Raw genomic sequence first — 21,177 nt, 5'->3', positions numbered from 1 at the left:
TGAGCGATGAGCCGCGAGCTGACGCACCCTACAAGTTAACCTAAGATAGATCCAAGCTGCTAGAAAAGCGGTGCTGCATCAACCTTTAAATGGATAAAAACTGACATGATGGGATTAATCCTGGAAGCGCTCGAAGCAATGGGACACAATGTCCGCTGGATGTCTTGGAATTTGTTTTTAGGTTTACTACCGCTGGCGCTGAGTTTTTGGCTGTTCCGCAAACCCCGATCGCGCTGGCTGCTTTGGGGTACGTGGGCTCTCCTGGGCGCTACATTTGTGCCGAGCACGCGCCATGTTTTAGCCTATCTGAGGCACATTGTGCAAGATGTGGGCAAAACTTACGTTTTGGGGGCGATCGCCATTACGATCGTGCTGATGGCTTTAGATATCTGGGTACTGCGACAGCGCGGAGTTCGCTCTCTCCGCTGGTGGGGCGGTTTTTTCTGGTTTATCGCATTTTTGCCCAACGCACCCTACGTTTTAACTGATATCATTCACCTGATTGAGCAGATTAAAGAGGATCGATCGGTGTGGACTGTGACTCTGGCTTTAATTCCGCAGTATCTGGCGTTTATGCTGGCTGGGTTTGGAGCTTACGTGCTGTCGGTGATGAATTTGGGTTACTATCTCAAGCAACAGGGTTGGGGTAGATTTATCCTCGCCACCGAGATGATTATTCACGCACTTTCGGCGATCGGCATTTATTTAGGGCGATTTATCCGCTTCAACACTTGGGACATCCTGACTAACCCGGATGCGCTGGTTAACACCGTCATGAATGATTTGATTGGTAAGCGTCCGTTTGTAGTAATGGCTGCAACATTTGTAGTAATTACGGTTTTGTATTGGCTGATGAAGCAAGTGATTTTGGGGATTAGCCAGCGATTTTACAGCACTCAATCCGAGTCGGAGTCGATCGACCAAACCGCGACTTCTTCTGATTCCATCGATTTGAGATTCTAGAGATGCCCATTGAGAATTGACTTGTAGCTCCGTGAATCTGCCAGCTTGAACTAATAGCAGTTCAAAAAACCAATGCAACTCTAGGATAGCTGCTAAACCGCTATTTTATAAGTCATTCTCAATCGAAAAACGCAAAACAAAAAATGAAAATCCTATGAAATCCAATTTTTTTAGATCGAGTATTTAAGCCGGCAAGCAAGTATCCGTCTGTAGGTAAGATTAATTTCTGCGATCGGCTCCCAAATAAATTACTGCAGCCATCGGTAATAAAACTTGATATGTTATAACAGCCGAAGTAGTTTTGTAACAAGCAAAGATGAATCGATTTGACCGTCAGTTGTGGGAGCGATTTATGGCGATCGCTCAGCCTTACTTTTATCCTTTAGAGCCTGGGGGCGGCAGAAGATTTTTAGGATTAGTCGCACTGCTGTTGATATTTCTCTTTGCTGCGATGTTTGTGGCTGTGAGCGCTTTATGTCTCGGAGGTGCTGCTCTTTTTCCAGATTTTGTCAATAGTATTGCGGCCGGCTTAGTTACTTTGTTGAAAGGAATTATTAATTCGCCCGCAATTGCGATCGTAGCTTTCATGCTAATAATTCCTTTCATTGCTTTTATCTGCTTCAAAAACAGATTGACAGCGCACTGGCAGCCCTGGGCTTTATTGACTTTGCTGCTATTTTTGTCCCTGTCAGTTAGCGGGCTGAATGTAATCATTAGTTATGTCGGTAACTTTTTTAACACAGCACTAGCTAAAAAAGACGAACTCAATTACTGGAAGTATCTGTTTGTCTATGCAGGCGTTTTTGCACTCGGCACTCCTATTGTCGTAATTTACCGCTACATCCAAGATAAATTAAGTCTCTACTGGCGAGAGTGGATGACAAATAAGTTCCTCGATAAATATTTTCACGATCGGGCTTATTATGAAATCAATTCTCACAAAGAAATCGACAATCCAGACCAGCGAATTTCCGAAGACATCAAATCATTTACCAGAACAAGTTTGTCATTTTTGCTGATAATCTTGGGCTCAATAGTTGACATTATATCTTTCACAGGTATTCTGTGGTCTATCTCCAAACAACTTTCGATATTCCTGATAGTTTATGCTATCTTGGGGACGGTCGCCACTCTGATTTTTGGGCAAAAATTAGTACCTCTTAATTTTAACCAACTTAAAAAAGAAGCTAACTTCCGCTACGGACTGGTTCACATTCGCGACAATGCTGAATCTATTGCTTTTTATCGGGGAGAAGAACAGGAATCGACACAAATAAAACAGCGGTTCGTGGAAGTATTCCGCAATTTTAATTTACTAATTGGCTGGCAGCGAAATCTGGATTATTTTACAACGGGATACGGATATGCTGTGGTGATTATTCCGGCTTTGTTTCTAGCACCTGCTTACTTTGCCGACAAAACCGATACAATCCAGTTTGGAGATATCACGCAAGCAGGTTTTGCTTTCAGTCAAGTTTTAGGCGCTTTTTCGGTGGTTGTAACTCAGATTGAACCGCTGAGTTCTTTTGCAGCTAGTATCAATCGTTTGACTGTATTTACAGATACTTTGGAAGCAGAAAAAGCGGTATCTCGTGCCGGAGAAACAACTATAGATTTAGTAGTTGATTCTCAGTTGACGCTGGAACACGTTACTTTAGATACTCCCAAGCATCAAAAGACTTTGATTAGGGATTTGTCGGTAGCGGTGTCGCCGGGAGAAGGACTGTTAATTGTCGGTCAAAGCGGCGCAGGAAAGAGTTCTTTGGTGCGGGCTATTGCGGGTTTGTGGGACTCGGGAACTGGTCGTTTGGTGCGGCCGGAACTTGGGGAAATGTTGTTTTTGCCGCAGCGTCCTTATATGATTTTGGGCAGTTTGCGATCGCAACTTCTGTATCCCAACACCAGCAGCGAGGTTGATGAGGAAAAATTTCGCCGCGTTTTGGCATCAGTAAACTTAGCAGATTTACCCGACAGATTGGGCGGTTTTGAGGCGGATTTAGATTGGACGGAGATTTTGTCGCTGGGAGAACAGCAGCGTTTAGCTTTTGCCCGATTGTTGCTGACAGAACCGCGCTACGCTATTTTGGATGAGGCGACAAGTGCTTTGGATTTGAAGAACGAGCAACATTTATACGAACAGTTGCAAGCAACTAAAACTACGTTTGTGAGTGTCGGCCACCGCTTGAGTTTGTTGAAATATCACCAGCAGGTTTTGGAACTTTTGGGCGATGGAAGTTGGCGTCTGATTTCTGCTGAGGAATACCGGGATAGTGCGAGCGTGTTTGATTGATAGAGGGCTGCTAAAGATGATATTATGTCCGGCAAAAAAATAACGTTCAGGTTGGTAGTAAGGACTTCCGTCCTCATCCAATTTAAAAGCTGAAGTCCTCACTACCAACCTGTTTTATTGCTGTTGTTCGCTCGGACATAATATTACTGATTGCATCAGGGTTGGGAGGTTTTCCGCAGTTGCATGGTTTTTTAAACTGGTACCAAAACCTAGAATTTGGGAAAAAAGATCTCAAATTTTCCGAAAAAAAAAACAAGCAAACTGAACTTTAAACGATGCAATTGTTCGCCCGCGAGAACTCACAGAATATAATAGAAGATAGATTTTTAGTAGAGGCGAGATTCCTACCTTGACTACTCCGATTCCTCAAAACTTTGTGCAAAATATCGCCAAACAGCTCGGTGTGACAGATGCCGAGTTAAAAACCGTGTTTATGGCTCTTGACGGTCAATCTACCGCTACGATCGCCAAAAAGCTCGGCATTAGCGACATCGCCGTTCGCAAAAGACTAGGCGAAGTTTACAAAAAGTTTCAAATTGGGGGGAAGGGCCCAGGAAAATTGTCAGAATTGAGACATCAGTTACTGTTTTCATACCACGCAGAGCAGGGAGCAAGCGATTTTAGTCCCGGAGGTAAAGGATCTTTTTTCAAAATGCCGATCCTCTCCGGTGATGAGCCTTCCGTTGGGGCGGGCTTTCCTTCGGATCGCCTCGCTAACGCTAACGGGCGCAGACAAGAAGATTGGGGCCAAGCACCGGATGTTGCGGTTTTTTACGGACGCAGTGAAGAATTAACTGCGCTAAAACAGTCGATCGTATCGGATAATTGTCGCTTGGTAGCGCTGCTGGGTTTGGCCGGTAGCGGGAAAACAACTCTGTCGGTACAGTTGGCGAAACAGATACAGCATGAGTTTGATTTTGTGATTTGGCGATCGCTGCGATCGACACCAACACCATCCGAATTTCTAGACAGCTTAATTCAACTTTTTTATAACCCAAAAAAGCCCGATGTGCCGTTAGCGGCTCCATCGAAAAAGATCGATCTCAACGACAAAATTTCGCGCTTAATCGAGCATTTGCGAAAACAGCGCTGTCTGCTAATTGTAGATGATTTTGAAGCAGTCCTCCGACCCGAAGAACTAGCGGGACACTACCGCGAAGGCTGCGAAGGCTATCGAGATTTAATTGTGCGCCTCGGTCAAGTCAATCACCATAGCTGTTTAGTGCTAGTTAGTGCCGAAGAACCTACAGAACTAGCTTTGCTGGCGGGAGAAAAAGTGCGGTCTTTCAAACCCGCTATTTCTTCAGAAATAGCGCGAGAAATTTTTCAAGAAAAAGGCTTGTCAGCTCGCGATCGAGAGTGGGAAATTTTGTTAGCTCGCTACGGAGTAAATTTGTTAGCCTTAAAAATTGTGGCTACCACAATTAACGATTTCTTTGATGGTAATGTTGTCAAATTCTTAGAAGCGACGGCGTTATTTATTGAAGAACACATCAGCAATTTACTCGCGCAGCAATTCGATCGAATGTCGAATTCAGAACAAGAGATTGTCTGCTGGCTAGCTATTGCACAAAGTCCGATTTCCCTGACGACTTTGAGAGAAAAAATGTTAGTCAATTCCTCGCTTTCCGATTTGCTAAAAAATCTCGATTCTCTCAGCCGTCGCTTGCTAATTGAAAAAATCAGTGAGGGCGGAGAAACTGTTTTTAGGCTTCAGCCTTTAATTGTGAAATACGTCAGCGAAAGATTGGTTGAGCAGATTCGGGTGGAGGTTTTGGAAACAGTTAAAACGCAAGGAACAGAAAGAATGCGGCTGTTGAAAACTCACAATTTTAGCCAGAGCATTGCTCAAGAAAAAGCAGGTGAAGAATCTCGCAGTCGCTCAATTTTAGCATTAGTTAAAAATCGGCTGCAAGTGTTGTTTCTGAGAACTACAGGCTTTGAAGAACCGCTAAATATCCTGACGAAAGTTGTCTCGGGTTTGGAGGATAAATCGACGCTTGAGGTGGGATATGCGAAGGAGAATCTAGCGCAGATTATTTGGGAATTTCAGCGCTAAGTAGATGAGTGGTAAATTATAGCAATTATTAAAAATATTGCAATATTATTTGTAGGGTGTGTCGCCATAAAAAATCCCTAAATTAAGTCGATAATCTGACAGCGACGCACCTTACAAGATAGTTGAGAAAACAATCGAAAAAATTGTTTTGTAGCAATATAGCAATCCTAAATCATTATCACGTGCGGCGAACATAAATGTGATTTTCCCAAAATCCATCCTCCGGGACACTCAAGATGCCGTGTCCGGGAGACGGCAGTTACAGAAAATCATTTAGGATTGCTATAGTTTTTATAAATGCTATAAGAGACTTTTTGCGTAAATCTTTGATAGAGCCGGTTAACCGCAGATGTCAAGCAAATAAACACAGATAAACGCAGATACATTTCCTGATAGGAAAGTGCATGAGTGCAAGAAGTCTAAGGTGCGTCGCTATGAAATTGTCGATTTTTTGTGATAAATTTTCGAGGGCGACGCACCCTACGCTTCCTTATTCCTTATTCCTTCTTCCTTCTTCCTTCTTCCCTCTACAAAAAAACGATCGCCCTTTCAAAAAAAGCGATCGCCCAATTTTCAACAAAAACAGAATTCGATAAAATTATTTGACAATACCGAAAGCCGATGCAGATTCAGAGCTAGTAATTTGGCCCAAAGCAGGCGCTGTTGGAGTCTGTGCAATTTTGGGTGTCAAAAATCCCTTCGCATAAATCTGAGGATTTTCTTGAACAATTAGGCTGTAAGATTGGCGGACTTCGGCGTTTACCGCCACAGTCGTCGCATCGTAAACTTGCATCGCCATGTTGGGATAAAAACCAATTCCCACAATCGGTATCAAAAAGCAAAATGCGATCGCCACTTCCCGAGGTTTAGCATCAATAAACTGTGCATCACCAGGCAAAATACAACTATTACCGAAACAAACCGCTTCATCCAGATTCTCTCGCTGATTCCGCAAATCTAGATCCTCAAGGTCACAAGCCGCCAATGTTCCACAGTTGTAAAATAACTGTCTCAGCATCGAGAGCAAATAAATCGGTGTCAAAATCACTCCCACCGCCGCCAAAAACACGATCGCCGCGCGGAAATAAGTGCCGTAAACATCGCTAGTTGCAACGCCTACAAAGATTGACAATTCGCTAGCAAAACCGCTCATACCGGGGAGTGCTAAAGAAGCCATTGCGCCTGCGGTAAACAAGGCAAAAACTTTCGGCATCACTTTCCCAATCTCGCCCATCTCGTCCATCACCATTGTATGGGTGCGATCGTAGGTAACGCCAGCTAGGAAAAACAATACTGAGGCGATCAAACCGTGGGAAATCATTTGCAACAGCGCCCCGTTGATTCCCAAATCCGTGAAGGAAGCAATACCCAACAACACGAATCCCATGTGAGAAATCGACGAATTCGCAAGGCGGCGCTTCATGTTCGTTTGGCCGAAGGAATTCAGCGCGCCGTAGATAATGTTAACAACACCCAGCACCGCCATAATCGGTGCAAAGTAAATGTGTGCTTTCGGAAGAAGTTCCAAATTCAGGCGGATCAGTCCGTAGCCGCCCATTTTCAGCAACACGCCGGCCAGAATCATCGACACCGGAGAAGATGCTTCGCCGTGGGCATCAGGCAGCCATGTATGAAAGGGGAAAATCGCCAGTTTTACGCCGAAGGCAATGAACAATCCGCCATAAAGCAGGATTTCTAAACCCAGCGGGTAGTCCTTCAAGCCGAGTTCTACCATGTCGAAGGTAACGTTTCCTCCGCCGTAAAATCCCATTGCTAAGGCAGCTATCAAAATAAAGATGGAAGCCCCAGCGGTGTAAATCAAGAATTTGGTAGCTGCGTAGCGGCGGTTTTGTCCGCCCCAAATCGAGATTAGCAGGTACACCGGAATTAGTTCTAATTCCCAGACAATGAACAGCAGCATGATGTCTTGGGCGACGAATACTCCGATTTGTGCCGAATACATCACCAACATTAGGAAGTAGAACAATCGCGGCTTGCGATCGACCTCCCACGCAGCAAAAATAGATAGCGTCGTCACCAATCCCGCCAACAACACCAGCGGAACCGACAGCCCGTCAACCGAAACAGACCAGTTGATCCCTAAAGAAGGTATCCAGGAATATTTCTCGACGATTTGAAAAGTAGAGATGCTCGGATCGTAGTGAGTCCAAAACACCCAGCACATTAATACAAAGTCTGCAATACCAACGCTCAGAGCATACCAGCGGACTGTTTTGCCGTCTGTATCCGGCAAAAAAGGGATGCCGGCGGCAGCTATGAGGGGTAGGATGACAATTGCGGTCAGCCAAGGAAATTGATCCGCTATCATGATAGTGAGAATAAATACTTAGTTGGAAGTTACGACAATTATAATACTAAATTTAAGTAAAACTTAACATTTGTAAATATATTTTTTTGACAAATACCGCAGTGGCTAGCACAATCATAGATTGTGGCAAATGTCAATAGTTTTTGCAGTTATTTTATTCAGCAGTTTTTAACCGGACTCAAACATTTTCTAGCAGCTAAAGTGGCTCTAAACCTCTCTGGATAAGGCTTGTGAAGTCGGAAACCCAAAAATGACAGTAATGCGACGGCGAGCATCTGTGTTGTGTATTTCTAGCATCGCCCAGCCCAAAAAATCCTTTTTACAAAACACAGATACTCCTGCTTACGGTTTCGGGCAAGTCTTATTGGCGAAATCACAGCTATAAATATACGGTTTTTGCCAGCTTAGAGGAATTTCCAACAAATCCCTAGTTCCCGTCATTCCCTGTCCCAGAAACAGCAGCACAGCGATCGAATTCAAGATGACATGGACAGTGCGCCACCGATTCGATCGATCTTTGTAAATATCTTGAACAATCGCCAGCGAAAACACCATCAGCAGCGCCGCAGTGATCCCAATGTAGTAGTGAGACCAATACCATTCATTAGTCCGCCGATAAACGCCGTCTTGAGTGCCAAGAATCACCAAACCAGCACCAGTCAAAGTAGCAAATATACCGCGCCACAAAGCCGGCTCAGCTCGGTACAGCATCACCAAAGAAGCCACAGTCGCAACAAACATCAGCACAATGAAAACGACCTGAAACGAGTTTTTGCTCCAAATTTGTTCGGTCAAAATATGCTCAAAAATCGCGTAGCCTAAACCCAACAAAGTCACTCCTACCACCGAACCAGACAGAATTCTACCTGCTTTTACGTGTTCTTGACCGACTACTGGAGGAATTTTGCTCTTATCCCCGGATGCAACTTGCTTGCGGCGCTGCATGGTTTGCCAAGCCATATTCAGCACAATACCAAGCATCGGAAAAACGATCGCTACAGCTAAAATCGGATGCAGCAAAGCCAGAAAATCTTTCAGTTCCATATAATACAGCGCCTTTTCATTATTGCTTGCAGTTGAGCAAAGAGACGATCGAAAGTGCCGTTACCGGAAAACCAAGCCACCACCAGTCCCCCCGCTAAAATAACCGAACCGAACATAACATGACTGTGGTGGCTTGGTATCCGGTTTCTGCCAGCACTGTCTCGACGATGAAAGCTCAAATAATTAAGCCATAAAATCATATTTTTTTTGAGCAAAATTTATAAATTGGCGCGGTGCCCGTCCCGCCTGCCCGGCCTGTACCACAATAGATCGAATTGCCTGAGTCCTATTCGATCTCAGATGTTGCACCATTCGTGTGGAAGCTCTTAAAAACCGGGTTTCTGAACGAGAGATATAGGTTGTGATGCTAAATTTGCGGTCAGAAACCCGGTTTTTGCCACAGAAGATGTCAGATTCGATCTTAACGGAACAATTCTTTGTTATTCAGAATAGCAGGCCAATTTTTATTTGCTAAAGCAATATGACCGGGGATATCACTCATCCACTGTGCTTGTACTTTCTTGTCGTAGTTGAGATAAAGCTTCCCATTAACAATTTTCCAGGCATCAGGTTGGGTAGCAACAAGATTTCCTTCACTGGCAGCCTGAGCGCAATATCCACCGTATTCAGGAGCATATTTTTCAGGATTTTTAGCAAACATATCGCGGTTTGCTGCACTAGCAAACATCCAAGTTGTGCCACCCCAATTATGTTTGAATTGGCTAACTCCCATCACTAATTTGCTTTGGGTAAAATAGGCTACGACATCCTGACCGTCAAGAGCCATACCATTTTCGGTGTAATACTTAGGATGAACGGTTGTTGTGCTGTTTTTACCAGCGCAAGGATTGGCTTTACCAGCGCAAGGATTGGCTTTACCAGCACAAGGATTGGCTTTACCCGCGCAAGGATTGGCTTTACCCGCGCAAGGATTGGCTTTACCCGCGCAAGGATTGGCTTTACCAGCGCAAGCATTGGCTTTACCCGCGCAAGGATTGGCTTTACCCGCACAAGGATTTGATTCTGCAATCTTGAATGAAACGGTTGTAGAGTTTGAGCTTGTGGCAGCCTTGAAGTTGGCGTAGCTAACATTAGCTGTTGCCAAACCCAGAATAGTGGCAATGGCGATCGTGGTAAAGTATTTTACTTTCATGTGTTTAATTTTCCGATAAATTGTTAACAGTTCCATGCCAGAGATTAGCTTGAGAATTCTTACTCTGTGGCAAATCGGCTGGCTTTTTGTTGTCCCCGACGCACTTCCGATCAAAGAAACCGGGTTTTTACTTGATTTGTGGGTGACAGTGAAGGATTATTGGTAAAAAACCCGGTTTCTGGCCACCCGTGCGTCAGTCCTAATGGTGTTGTCCTCAAGACTTGAGGTTATTTACATTAACACTCAAGAAAATGAGTGCTAGATGAGGAAGAGATGGATGGGAGATAAAACTCTGAATGTTTTCTATCTCAGTTTCTTCAGCAAAAATTCATCTGGGAATTAGGAACCCATCATCTAGTTACCAGGAATATCTTATAGACTGGAGATTAAGCCTGACTATCTTTTAGTAGTTCAGTCATTTAATCGCGAGTTGAGAAATTATGACAGGAAAAGACTTGTTAGTGACTGATGATGGACAGTACCGGGTTGGTGAGGCTATCAGTCAAACACACAATTTGACCCATCCCTACCGACTTTACCGCTTTTTAACTGACTTGGAAGATGTATTAGAACAAATTAGTGACGATTATTTACGGCTCCAGGCAATTTGTCCCCTTGTACGCAAATTATTAGATAGTTCTTCCTGGCTTCAAATTGCTCTTTTAGAGCCTGACGCTGAGACAGGATGGGCAGTACAAACACTTTATGATGAACCATTTTTTCCTCTGACTGTGCAGTTGGTGGCTTGGGCTCCGGGGGCTGTTTCTCCGATTCACAATCATGCTAGTTGGGGGCTGGTGGCGCTACTTAGCGGACAGGAAAAAAATACTTTTTGGCAGCGATCGCCAAATGCTAAATTTCCCAATAAAATCAAAACAGCGGGCGATATTTTGCTTGCATCTGGTGACATTTTGTGCTTTATGCCCGATGCAATTCATCATGTGGAGGCGATCGGAGATGAACCAACAATTAGTTTTAATATTTATGGTGAAACAGATTACGATCGACGCTTTGAGTTTAACCAAATTCAAGGCACTGCAGAAAATTTTTAAGCGAGCATTCTGATTGGAAAGTGGAAATTGGGAATTAGGAATTGGGAATTGGTAAATTGAATGAAGCATATAACCAAATTTAGAGCTGCTATTAATCATTTTACTGGTAAGCGAATTTCTACTTCTTCGCTTCAGTTTCGCCTGACGCTGGAATTGCTGTTACTCTCGATTTTAGGACTTGGCAGCGTGGCATTTTGGTCTGGCTGGCAAAGGTCGCAAAATCTGGTCGGTGCCCACAAACAAACGCTGGAATATATTGGAATGCGTTTTCCCGAACAGGTTGAACTTTATAGTGAAATGGGTTCCCTAGAAATTGGTTTAACCCGCAGCGTTCATAAAGCTTCTACAGGAGGAATCATGGTGTGGGTGAAGCGAAATGACGGGATGCTGTTGGTAAATTCACCTGATATGGATCTGCAATCTTCTAAGATTAGGAAGATGCTTTCGTTGACGGAAGTACCCGCTGAGCCGACTTTTGTGCGGGTGGAAGATCGCTACATGGTGATCTGTAGCACGACTCTGAGAATCAAAAACCAGTTGCTGGGTACGGTATATTTTTCTCAAGATATCACTGACGAGCAACGTCAATTAAATGATGGGATTCGGAGTTTAATTGTTGTCAGTATTGTGGTAATTTTGGTGTTAATGTTGGCGATCGCCAATCGAATTCGTCATGCTCTGGGCCCCTTGGAACACATGAGTCAAGTGGCTAGCACTTTGTCTGCTGATAATTTGCAGGGGGCAAAACTCCAACTGGATGAGGCTCCAGATGAAATTTTAGGACTTGCACAAACTTTTAATGAGATGTTGTTTCGATTGTCTGGTTCCTGGGAGCAACAACGCCAATTTGTCGGCAACGTTTCCCACGAATTACGCACTCCCCTGACGGTTGTTCTCGGTTATTTACAAAGTTTGCTCCGGCGCAGCACTAATTTAAGTGACTACCAGCAGCAAGCACTGGAAACAGCGGTTGGTGAAACTGAACGCACGATTCGGATGTTAGAAGATTTGCTCGATTTGGCACGGGCTGATAGTGGCAATTTGCACTTTCGATCGCATCCGGTGATCCTGAATACTCTGGTGGCTGAGGTGGCTGAAATGAGTCAAAAAGTTAGCAATCGAAAAATTATTTTGGTTTCCAATGATGAGGATGTTGTCGCCTGTGCGGATCAAGCTCGTTTACAACAAGTTTTAATTAATTTAGTCGATAATGCAATTAAGTATTCTGATTCCGAACAACCTGTGGAGTTAGTCTTAGAAAAGAGGGAAGAGCAGGTGATGATTCATGTGGTCGATCGCGGAATTGGCATTTCTCTCTCCCATCAAAACCGGATTTTTGAGCGGTTTTACCGGGTGGATGAGTCGGTGACGCGCTCTAGAGACGGTACTGGGTTGGGATTGGCGATCGCCAAAAGCCTGATCGAAGGTATGGAAGGACGTATCGCGCTGCGATCGAAACCGGGAGAAGGTAGTATTTTTACTATCACCTTACCTGTCTGGAATCCGCAACTATGAGCGATCGCATTCTCCTGGTTGAAGATGACCCTAAACTAGCGAAGTTCATCGAATCGGAACTTACTCTAGAAGGCTATCACGTCACCGTCGCCCCCAATGGATTGGATGGATTGACGATCGCCCGCACGGCCCAACTGGATTTATTGATTTTAGATTGGATGCTTCCGGGTATCTCTGGATTGGATATTTGTTTGAGGTTGCGATCGACTGGCGTGCAAGTACCAATAATTATGTTAACAGCAAAAGATGAAGTACCCGATCGCGTAACCGGATTAAATGCTGGCGCTGATGATTATGTGACTAAACCTTTCAGTATCGAAGAACTTCTAGCGAGGGTAAAAGCGCGTCTGCGTCGCCTCCAACCAAATGACCCAGATAGCTTAGAATTTGAAGACCTAATCTTAAATTGTTTAACCCGCGAAGTTTATCGAGCAAATAAACTAATTGAACTCACGGCTAAAGAGTTTGATTTGTTAGAATTTTTGCTGCGAAATCCCCGTCAAGTCATTACGCGCGATCGGATTTTAGAAAAAGTCTGGGGTTACGATTTTATGGGCGAGTCAAATATTATTGAAGTGTATATTCGGGCGTTACGGATTAAGTTAGAAGCAAGTAACTCAAAACGCTTGCTGCATACTGTTCGGGGAGTTGGCTATGTGTTGCGAGAGCAAAAGTAATATTACAACCTATTCTAGGTTTATGAAGTACACAATCCTAACCGGGTTTTTATCTAAATTATATCAAATCCTCTTTTCATCGCAATAGTAAATTCAGGCGTTGACTGTTGACAGTTAAAATCATGAGGAGTGCAACCGGAATTGGTATTAAAGGTCTAAATGCAGTATTTTTGCAAAAAAACCCGGTTTTTCGCCACTGGTGCGTAAGTCCTATCTATACCTGTACTCTCTGCGATCGAGCAAAAAAAATTGTTCGCAAACAAAATATAATTGCCATAGCTGCCGTTAAAAATAAAAAAACCAGACTTTTCCCCCCAAAGGCTGAGGCAAAAGACGACTCAAGCTAATATTGATGTTAACCTGTCCCTACCCGAGATCGAACTGTTTCATGATACCCGATGCCTCTGCCGGAGCCGCTGCTGCTGCTCAATCAACACCCGAAATCAGCTTAGATTTGCAAGTCCGACTCAAGACTGAAGACGGACAGCTATTGTTGCTGCTTCCCCCAGAAACCAACACCGAGGCCGCAACTGGTGCGGCTTCGACTTGGACTGAACTTTGCCAGCAGCTAAAAGTTAGGCTGAATGCAGGAGAACGCTTTTGGCAGCCAAATGCAGAAGTAAAATTGATGGGGAGCGATCGACTTTTAGATATCCGCCAACTGCAAGAAATCGCCGATGCCCTATCGGAAGTGGAACTGCAACTCAAACGAGTCTACACCAGCCGCCGCCAAACCGCCGTTGCTGCAGCTACTGCAGGCTATTGTGTAGAACAGCAGCCTCCGGTTTCTTCTCTGAGTCAAACGGTGGCCGAAAAACCGCAATCGCTGGCGGAACCTTTATATTTGCAGATGACAGTGCGATCGGGCGTAGAAATTCGCCATCCAGGGACGATCGTACTTTTGGGAGATGTAAATCCCGGTGGCTCAGTCATCGCCGGAGGGGATATCCTAGTTTGGGGGCGTTTGCGGGGCGTAGTGCACGCCGGTGCGGGCGGCAATACCAAAAGCGTGATTATGACCTTGCAGATGGAACCGATGGTGATTAGGATTGCTAAGTATGTGGCCAGAGGCCCTGAAACCTCACCCGCTCAGTTTTTCCCGGAAGTCGCCTATGTGACGCCTCAAGGGATTCGGATCGGTAGAGCCTCGGATTTTGACAAATCGCAGTTAACTGGGGGTGATTAGTTATTGGTTATTGGTTATTGGTTATTGGTTATTGGTTATTGGTTATTGGTTATTGGTTATTGGCGATCGATCGTACTATTTCTCTGGAATTCGGCGCTTGATAAATTTGGCCTTGGCTAAATCAGTCACTAAAGGAAGATTTAAAATTTCAGGGTAAATTCAGAGAGAATTGGTGGAACAAGGAGAGTTATTAGTTTTGAGCTTTGAGTTGATTCAAGGGAGTATTTCCGGCTTGGCAAAAGCATTTTTTTGTGATAGTAGTGCAAACTATTGATGTTCACTACCATCACAAAACTGAACTACTCCCTAATTCAATCAATAATAAACTCCCGGAAAAACATCCAAAAAACCAGCTAATTAGCAACCAAAAATAAGACCGTTGCCAATAATAACTAACAACTAACAACTAACAACTAACAACTAACAACTAACAACTGACAACTGACAACTAACAACTGACAACTAACAACTGACAACTAACAACTGACAACTAACAACTGACAACTGACAACTAACAACTGACAACTGACAACTAACAACTGACAACTGACAACTGACAACTGACTAATAAATCTAAAATCGCTTATGGCTCGCATTATTGTTGTTACATCAGGGAAAGGCGGAGTGGGAAAAACCACATCCACAGCCAATCTCGGCATGGCTTTAGCTAAGCGGGGGCGCAATGTTGCCGTCATTGATGCCGATTTCGGTCTCAGAAATTTAGACTTGCTGCTGGGCTTAGAAAACCGCATTGTTTACACGGCCTTAGAAGTTCTCGCCGGAGAGTGCCGGTTAGAGCAAGCTTTGGTGAAAGATAAGCGGCAGCCGCGTTTGGTGCTGTTGCCGGCTGCCCAAACTCGGATGAAGGATGCCATCAGCGCCGATCAAATGAAGCAGCTTGTGGGGATGTTGGGAGCAAAATACGACTATATTTTGATTGACTCTCCGGCTGGAATTGAACAGGGCTTTCAAAACGCGATCGCCCCGGCGCAAGAAGGCATCATTGTCACCACTCCAGAAATCGCTGCTGTCCGGGATGCCGATCGAGTCATCGGGCTGCTAGAAGCCAACAATGTCAAAAAAATTAGGCTGATCGTCAACCGGATCAGGCCTGCAATGGTGCTGGCAAATGATATGATGTCGGTGCAAGACGTGCGGGAAATCCTCGCCATTCCGCTGTTAGGCGTTGTTCCCGACGATGAGCGCGTCATTGTTTCTACGAACCGAGGCGAACCATTAGTATTGTCGGAAACGGCCTCTTTAGCTGGAACGGCCTTCGACAATATTGCCCGGCGCTTAGAAGGCGAAAAAGTTGACTTTCTCGATCTCAATTCCCGTCCCGAAAACTTTTTTACTCGCCTCCGCAAGTTCTTCAATACTAAAATTATGTGATGTGCTGCAATATTGGCGATCGACCTCAAACAGCAACCACCGCACCACAAAAATTACTTGAAAGTTTTCCCAAGTGATACCGGTTCCCCAAAAGCATTAAACTGCTACCCCCTACTCCAACCCAGATGGGAATAAGTCATTCCCCAATCTAAAATCTCAAACTTGTATTGAGCGAAGCCGAAGTATCTAAAATCTAAAATCGACTGACTTGTTCTATGCCCAACCCTTGATAAATCCGCTATACCCATGCTATACACACTTCTCGAACGACTTTTCCCGCGCACCCCTGACAACAGCCGCGACGATGTAAAACGTCGCCTGAAACTGGTTTTAGCCCACGATCGCTCAGAGCTCAGCCCCGAAATGGTTGAATCGATGCGCCGAGAAATTCTAGAGGTGGTGTCTCGCTATGTGGAAATCGATACTACTGAGTCGGAGTTTGCGCTAGCAAGCGATCAGCGGGCGACAGCATTGATTGCAAATCTCCCGATCCGGCGAGTCCGCCTCGAACAGCCACGGGAGAATTTGCCCCAGAATTTGCCCCAGAATTTGCCCCAAGATATTCCCGAGTATGTACCGGAGTATGTCGTGGACATTCTCCCGGAAACGACAGATTAACCGGCGAGCATCTGCGGCTTTGTAAAAATATTTTTTTTGTGGAAATGCGAGCCTTTACTAGGCGATCGCGCGACAGCGCTACAAAAACAAAACTCAGATGCTCTCTCAAAAAATGCGATCGTTTCTATTAAAAATTTTTCAATATCAAAAAAAATCACCGGATTAGCGATCGCTCTAGGATTCCTATTCTGTCAGCTAGATTACTATAACAAAAACGTTTCGTAGTGCGGACGACCGTCCGTAATAAGAGCGGACAGTCGTCCGCACGAACCTTATTTACTGCGGTTAATCGACCGGAAACTATATCTTTTGTGGTTCATTTTCTTGCTTCAAGACGCTCTCACCAAAATTACATTGCAGTTGCTTTGACGAGAAATCAGGGCTGGAATATTTCCCTGTTTCATCTGTTGCAACAATCCCTCTCGACTCGCACCCAAAATAATCACATCGCTCCCATCCTGCTTGGCATAACTCAATACTGCAGCCGACACAGAATCAGCACATACAGAAGTCGTTAAGATAGAGGCATTCACTTGGGGCTTGAGAAACTCAGCGGCAGCTTTCAAGATTTCTTCGGTTGGTTCAAAGTCAACACGATTGGCTTGGCGCTCCTTAGAAGAATCGTACACATGAAATAATCGGACTTGTGCAGTTTTGGTCAGAGAAATCAATCCAGGTAGCAACCGAACTGCTTGATGGGCATTGGGGCCGCCTGCCATTGGTACTAACCACCGCTCAAAAATTGCTCGATCGGTTAACTTCACCAACACCACTTCACAAACAGCCAGTCGAATCATAGTATCGACAACTCGACTAAAAACCTGCCCCGGTGTTTTAGTGCTACCTTTCCACCCCATGAAGACGAGATCGATATGTCGCTCTTCGATCGTTTCGAGAATGGCACTTGACAAATCATGCGCCACTAAAATCTGGGTATGGATCGGAACTTGCCACGCTTGACACAGACGGATTGCCTGCTTTAGTAACTTTTGACCCTCCGCCGTTTTTACTGGAGTTTCTGCAAGCACCTGATGTCTCGGCACAACAATCACCTGCAAACATTCAATTTCATAGTTGCGATCGCGGGCAATTGCCACTGCCATTTCTAACAGCGTCAGGGAGGTTTTTGGATTGCTCAACGGCACGAGGATGCGCCCTTGTCCAGTTTCTGGCGATTTGGTTTGGTGAACGATCCGAGATCGTTCTAGCTTTGGTTGAGCGAGACTTTCGTTGTTGAGATAAGCTGCTTCAACGCGAATAATATCGCTGCGGGTAATAATACCGACCAATCGCCGTCCTTCTACGACTGGTAAGCTATGGAGATTGTGTCGATCGAGCAAATGCAGCACATAGGCAAGCGTATCTTCTGGGTTAATGCGAACCGGCTCTGGTGTCATCAGCTCGCTGACAAGATTCTCACCATTCAATCCTCGTGCAGAAAAGTTGGCAATATCCTTTTGAGTTACAATGCCGACAAGCTTGCCGCTTTCTACCACCGGAAACGTGCGGTGGGAAGACAGGGAAAACGCCTGTAACGCTTCTTCCAGACGAATCCGACTAGAAAGCGTTTCTACTTTCGGCTGCATCACATTCAATGCAGTTAAATCTGTCCAAGGATCTTGAGCGCTCGTTTCTTTCGTCAGGTGAATGCCTTTAAAGGCCAGCAAGCGATCGTAAAGCGAACCCTCATCAAGCAATTCTGCAATCAGATAAGAAGTCACAGATGCGATCATCAGCGGCAACACTAAATTAAAGTCAGTCGTCATCTCAAACACTAGGATTACCGCAGTAATCGGAGTGCGAGCAACCGCACAGAAAAATGCCGCCATCCCCACCCGTGCATAGGTGGTTGCCAGACTTAAACCCAAAACTTGATGTTCTCCGACTCCTACGAGGTATCCTAACGCTGCACCGAGTACCATGCTGGGAATCAGCAACCCGCCCGGTGCGCCAGAACCGTAGGTGACGACGATCAGAAAAAACTGGATGCAAAAGACGATCGCCACGAGTTTCCAGTCTGCATTGCCGGTTAATAGCAGTTCTTTGAGTCCGGCATTGTCTCGAAATATATCTGGTAAAGCAGCGAATGCAATTCCCGTAATCAGCCCAGCAAATCCGATTCGCCAGGGTAAGCTGACATGGAAAAAGCGGCGGTACAACGTCAAACTTGTCAGGATTGAGCGATTGAACAGCACGCCAAGTCCGCCTGCTATGATTCCCAGCAGCAGGTAAAAAGGAATCTCAGAAGCAGAAAAGCTGGTATTAAAGACAACAAGATGCAGGTCTAAATCGAGATTGTGCGAACCACTGATCCGAGCGACAACTGACCCGATGAACGAAGCTAGGATCGCGGTTCCCAAGGTGATTCCAGACACGTCTTGCAACAGTTCTTCGACCACAAATAAAACACCTGCGATCGGCGCGTTAAACGCGGCTGCAAGTCCCGCTCCGGCTCCGGCTGCGAGGATCTGACGGCGATGATCGGGTGAAGTTGGGAACCATCGACTCAGTTGACTCGCTAACGCTGCCCCAATCTGTACCGTGGGGCCTTCTCGTCCGAGGGGTATGCCGGCAGCGAGTATGAGGGTGGCGCTGACCAACTTCACGAGGGCAATTCGTAAATTCAAAGGCATCGGAACGTTGGCGAGTACCGCCTTGACTTCGCTCATGCCGCTCCCGCTGGCGGCCGGAGCGAGGCGATCGACTATGAATCCAGACAAGAATCCGCCTAGGGCCCCGATCGAGGGCAGTGCAATATAGGCCGGGATGAAATGCGTTGCCTGTTGCCGCCAGCCGCCGAGCCAACCTACTCCTTGTGCCAACAGCAGCGCAGCCAGTCCTGACACTAGCCCAATCAGGCAGGCTTCAAAAATCGCTAATCGCTTGGGACGCAACAGTAGATGCGAAAAGCGACTCCAGATAAGTTTTCCGATGCGTATCATTTTGCCTTTGGGGAAAGTGCAGACGTTGACGATCCCGCTTAAAGCAGCGGTTTGGGGGATGGTGGATTGAGACCCGCAGGCTGCTCGGTGGGCGATCGCCAAAGCTGTTGTGGGTGATGCCTAAACCAGTAGTCTATCGTAATCCCACCGACGAACAACAGCAGTAATAAATATAGTTCTGTTCGCCCAAAAATAGCGTTTGATCGATCGCCGGGAGAAAATTTTCTCTCTTTGTCATCCAGTTCATCTTTCATATTTCTTTAGCTAAACGATAAGAACACTCCCATTCTGACTGAAGTGGCTCCGATCTTCCTTCAGGGCGATCCTAACGTCTAAAAGTCTAGGAGATGCTTGCTTGTAACTGAAGTTCTAACGGTCGATCGGAGCGAATTTCTAACCCTGGTAAATCGTGTTTTACTAATGTTTTTTCGCCTGTTTCAGCAGTGGCGCTCGGCCATAGCACCCAGCGGCTGCCTTGGGAAAGAGTGCTTAAACTCGTAGCGTTTTGAGTCAGCCAAATTATCGACTGTTTCGATCGATTCTCGATCGCCTCTTCCCCAGAATTAACCGCGGCTAAAGTTTCCAAAACTACCCGGTTCCCCGAGACGAGTCCGGTTCCGGCCGTCCAAAGTTTGACGTTTAACAGGCGCTTGCTAGCATAGAAGTAAAGAGAAGCTGCTACTGTCACGGCTCGTTCAAATTCCTTTGCTTCCCACAAAGCGCCGCTGTCGAGAGCAATAATAATGTCTTGACCGCCGGCGGCAACTTCTAACTCTCTCACGCGCAGTTCTCCGTAGCGGGCGCTGGTGCGCCAGTGAATCAGGCGGGTGGGGTCTCCGTGGCGGTAAGGTCTGAGGTTGCGGGTGAGGCCTTCGGTAGCAGTTTGCGATCGACTGCGATTGTACAATTGCGGGCTATCTTCTTGACCGATGCGATCGATCAAAGGGCAAGCGCTCAACGGCAAAACCTGCGGGTAGACAACCGCCACCGCTTTCGCCGGACGGCTGCGGCGGCACCAAAACAACCCTAAAGGCGCAGCGGTTCTCAAGTGCACCTCTTGCCAGCGATAGATACCGCGCTGCGGAACTTCTATATAGTATGTATCCCTGTATGTACTGTTAGGCTCTATGACTTCGATCGGGCGGATGACCTCTTTTCCCAATACAAACGGCAAGATGTCTACCACTTGCAACAAAGTTTTAGGTTGGCGATCGCGATTTGTGATTTCTAGTTCGATCGTAATTCGATCGCCCGCACTCACCGGTTCGATGGGGCGACGGCGCACTTCCAAAGAACGAAGCGATTTGACCGGCAAAACCGCCGCTACGACCAACAGCGCCAAACTCCCACCGCTTAGTGCGTACAACCAACCAGCCATTGTATTAGTAGCAGACCCAAAAAAGAAAACCGTCATTCCCGATAGCAGCCAACCCGCGTAGGCGGGGGTTACAGCACGATTTTCGAGCCAGCCGACAATTTTTTGACTGATATTCATACAAGTTAAAATTGTTAATTAGTCGATCGTCCCATCAAGCCCAATTGTAAAATATTTTCAGCATCTAGCACCGAATGAGCCAGCGAGCGATTAGATTATAAATTGGGTGTTTTTTCGCAGTTATAGCAGTTCGAGCCAAAGATAGGGTATTGAGCGATCGATTCCTCAATCTTCCAATCCCTAAATCCCCCAATCTAAAATCTAAAATCTAAAATCTAAAATCGACTCACTTCTCACCTTTTTGATAAAAGCTATAATACACTGACCTCGCCCAATAACGGATACAACCTCCCGATACTCAATCACCAATTCGCAAATTGTAGACCCTCATTGAAACTGCCAGATTCACGGCGCTGCGAGTCAATCCAAAATCTCAAATTTCACACCTAAAATCGACTGATTGGAGACTAAAAAATGAACCCATTAAACAATCCTACACCCGTTCGACCAGAGCCTCAAGCC

15 protein-coding genes are annotated in these 21,177 nt (G+C 45.7%); 9 read left to right on the top strand and 6 right to left on the bottom strand.

Annotated features, from left to right (window positions below):
* Nucleotides 1–105 precede the first annotated feature (105 nt).
* The 3 genes from AACV78_RS01410 to AACV78_RS01400 all read left to right on the top strand — a co-directional run bounded on the left by AACV78_RS01410 (nucleotide 106) and on the right by AACV78_RS01400 (nucleotide 5,312).
* Nucleotides 106–963, top strand: coding sequence for a DUF1361 domain-containing protein (locus tag AACV78_RS01410; RefSeq protein WP_194008446.1), 858 nt, complete (start codon nucleotides 106–108; stop codon nucleotides 961–963).
* 316 nt (nucleotides 964–1,279) lie between these two features.
* Nucleotides 1,280–3,253 carry an ABC transporter ATP-binding protein/permease gene (locus tag AACV78_RS01405; RefSeq protein ID WP_194008445.1) on the top strand — a complete coding sequence of 658 codons (1,974 nt, stop codon included), beginning with the start codon at nucleotides 1,280–1,282 and terminating at the stop codon, nucleotides 3,251–3,253.
* Nucleotides 3,254–3,602: 349 nt separating this feature from the next.
* Nucleotides 3,603–5,312, top strand: a complete 1,710-nt coding sequence (locus tag AACV78_RS01400) for an NB-ARC domain-containing protein (protein WP_194008444.1) — start codon at nucleotides 3,603–3,605, stop codon at nucleotides 5,310–5,312.
* A 598-nt stretch (nucleotides 5,313–5,910) separates the two neighbouring features.
* On the opposite strand, the gene AACV78_RS01395 is transcribed toward AACV78_RS01400, so the two are convergent.
* The 3 genes from AACV78_RS01395 to AACV78_RS01385 form a co-directional block, all read right to left on the bottom strand.
* Entirely contained in the window at nucleotides 5,911–7,641 is a 1,731-nt protein-coding gene (locus tag AACV78_RS01395) for an NAD(P)H-quinone oxidoreductase subunit 4 (protein ID WP_194008443.1), read from the bottom strand.
* Nucleotides 7,642–7,983: 342 nt separating this feature from the next.
* Complete coding sequence (locus tag AACV78_RS01390; protein WP_194008442.1) at nucleotides 7,984–8,685, bottom strand: DUF4079 domain-containing protein; 702 nt, start codon at nucleotides 8,683–8,685, stop codon at nucleotides 7,984–7,986.
* A 421-nt stretch (nucleotides 8,686–9,106) separates the two neighbouring features.
* Nucleotides 9,107–9,838 (bottom strand): YHS domain-containing (seleno)protein, encoded by a 732-nt coding sequence (locus tag AACV78_RS01385; RefSeq protein ID WP_228042033.1) that lies wholly within the window; start codon nucleotides 9,836–9,838, stop codon nucleotides 9,107–9,109.
* Between the two features lie 440 nt (nucleotides 9,839–10,278).
* Between AACV78_RS01385 and AACV78_RS01380 the strand changes: the two genes are divergently transcribed.
* From AACV78_RS01380 to minE, 6 genes are all read left to right on the top strand, one after another.
* Complete coding sequence (locus AACV78_RS01380; RefSeq protein ID WP_194008440.1) at nucleotides 10,279–10,890, top strand: cysteine dioxygenase family protein; 612 nt, start codon at nucleotides 10,279–10,281, stop codon at nucleotides 10,888–10,890.
* A 60-nt stretch (nucleotides 10,891–10,950) separates the two neighbouring features.
* Nucleotides 10,951–12,405 carry a sensor histidine kinase gene (locus tag AACV78_RS01375; RefSeq protein WP_194008439.1) on the top strand — a complete coding sequence of 485 codons (1,455 nt, stop codon included), beginning with the start codon at nucleotides 10,951–10,953 and terminating at the stop codon, nucleotides 12,403–12,405.
* Nucleotides 12,402–13,082, top strand: a complete 681-nt coding sequence (locus AACV78_RS01370; RefSeq protein ID WP_194008438.1) for a response regulator transcription factor — start codon at nucleotides 12,402–12,404, stop codon at nucleotides 13,080–13,082. Before AACV78_RS01375 ends, AACV78_RS01370 begins: the two co-directional genes overlap by 4 nt.
* A gap of 388 nt (nucleotides 13,083–13,470) precedes the next feature.
* Nucleotides 13,471–14,268: a septum site-determining protein MinC gene (minC, locus tag AACV78_RS01365; RefSeq protein WP_194008437.1), complete on the top strand. Its 798-nt coding sequence runs from the start codon at nucleotides 13,471–13,473 to the stop codon at nucleotides 14,266–14,268.
* 585 nt (nucleotides 14,269–14,853) lie between these two features.
* A complete protein-coding gene (minD, locus tag AACV78_RS01360) occupies nucleotides 14,854–15,660 on the top strand; it encodes a septum site-determining protein MinD (protein ID WP_194008436.1) in 807 nt (268 codons plus the stop codon).
* Nucleotides 15,661–15,906: 246 nt separating this feature from the next.
* On the top strand, nucleotides 15,907–16,278 hold the full coding sequence (gene minE, locus AACV78_RS01355; protein WP_194008435.1) for a cell division topological specificity factor MinE: 372 nt from the start codon (nucleotides 15,907–15,909) through the stop codon (nucleotides 16,276–16,278).
* Nucleotides 16,279–16,607: 329 nt separating this feature from the next.
* Here minE and AACV78_RS01350 read toward each other — a convergent pair whose 3' ends face one another.
* The 3 genes from AACV78_RS01350 to AACV78_RS01340 form a co-directional block, all read right to left on the bottom strand.
* Nucleotides 16,608–19,220 (bottom strand): chloride channel protein, encoded by a 2,613-nt coding sequence (locus AACV78_RS01350; protein WP_194008434.1) that lies wholly within the window; start codon nucleotides 19,218–19,220, stop codon nucleotides 16,608–16,610.
* Between the two features lie 38 nt (nucleotides 19,221–19,258).
* Nucleotides 19,259–19,474, bottom strand: a complete 216-nt coding sequence (locus AACV78_RS01345) for a hypothetical protein (protein ID WP_194008433.1) — start codon at nucleotides 19,472–19,474, stop codon at nucleotides 19,259–19,261.
* Nucleotides 19,475–19,560: 86 nt separating this feature from the next.
* Complete coding sequence (locus AACV78_RS01340) at nucleotides 19,561–20,715, bottom strand: DUF58 domain-containing protein (protein ID WP_194008432.1); 1,155 nt, start codon at nucleotides 20,713–20,715, stop codon at nucleotides 19,561–19,563.
* Between the last annotated feature and the right edge of the window lie 462 nt (nucleotides 20,716–21,177).

Origin of the sequence: Tychonema sp. LEGE 07196 (assembly GCF_963890365.1) — a bacterium.
In the GTDB taxonomy this organism is placed as follows: Bacteria; Cyanobacteriota; Cyanobacteriia; order Cyanobacteriales; family Microcoleaceae; genus Microcoleus.
This window is presented reverse-complemented; position numbering and strand designations above follow the sequence as displayed.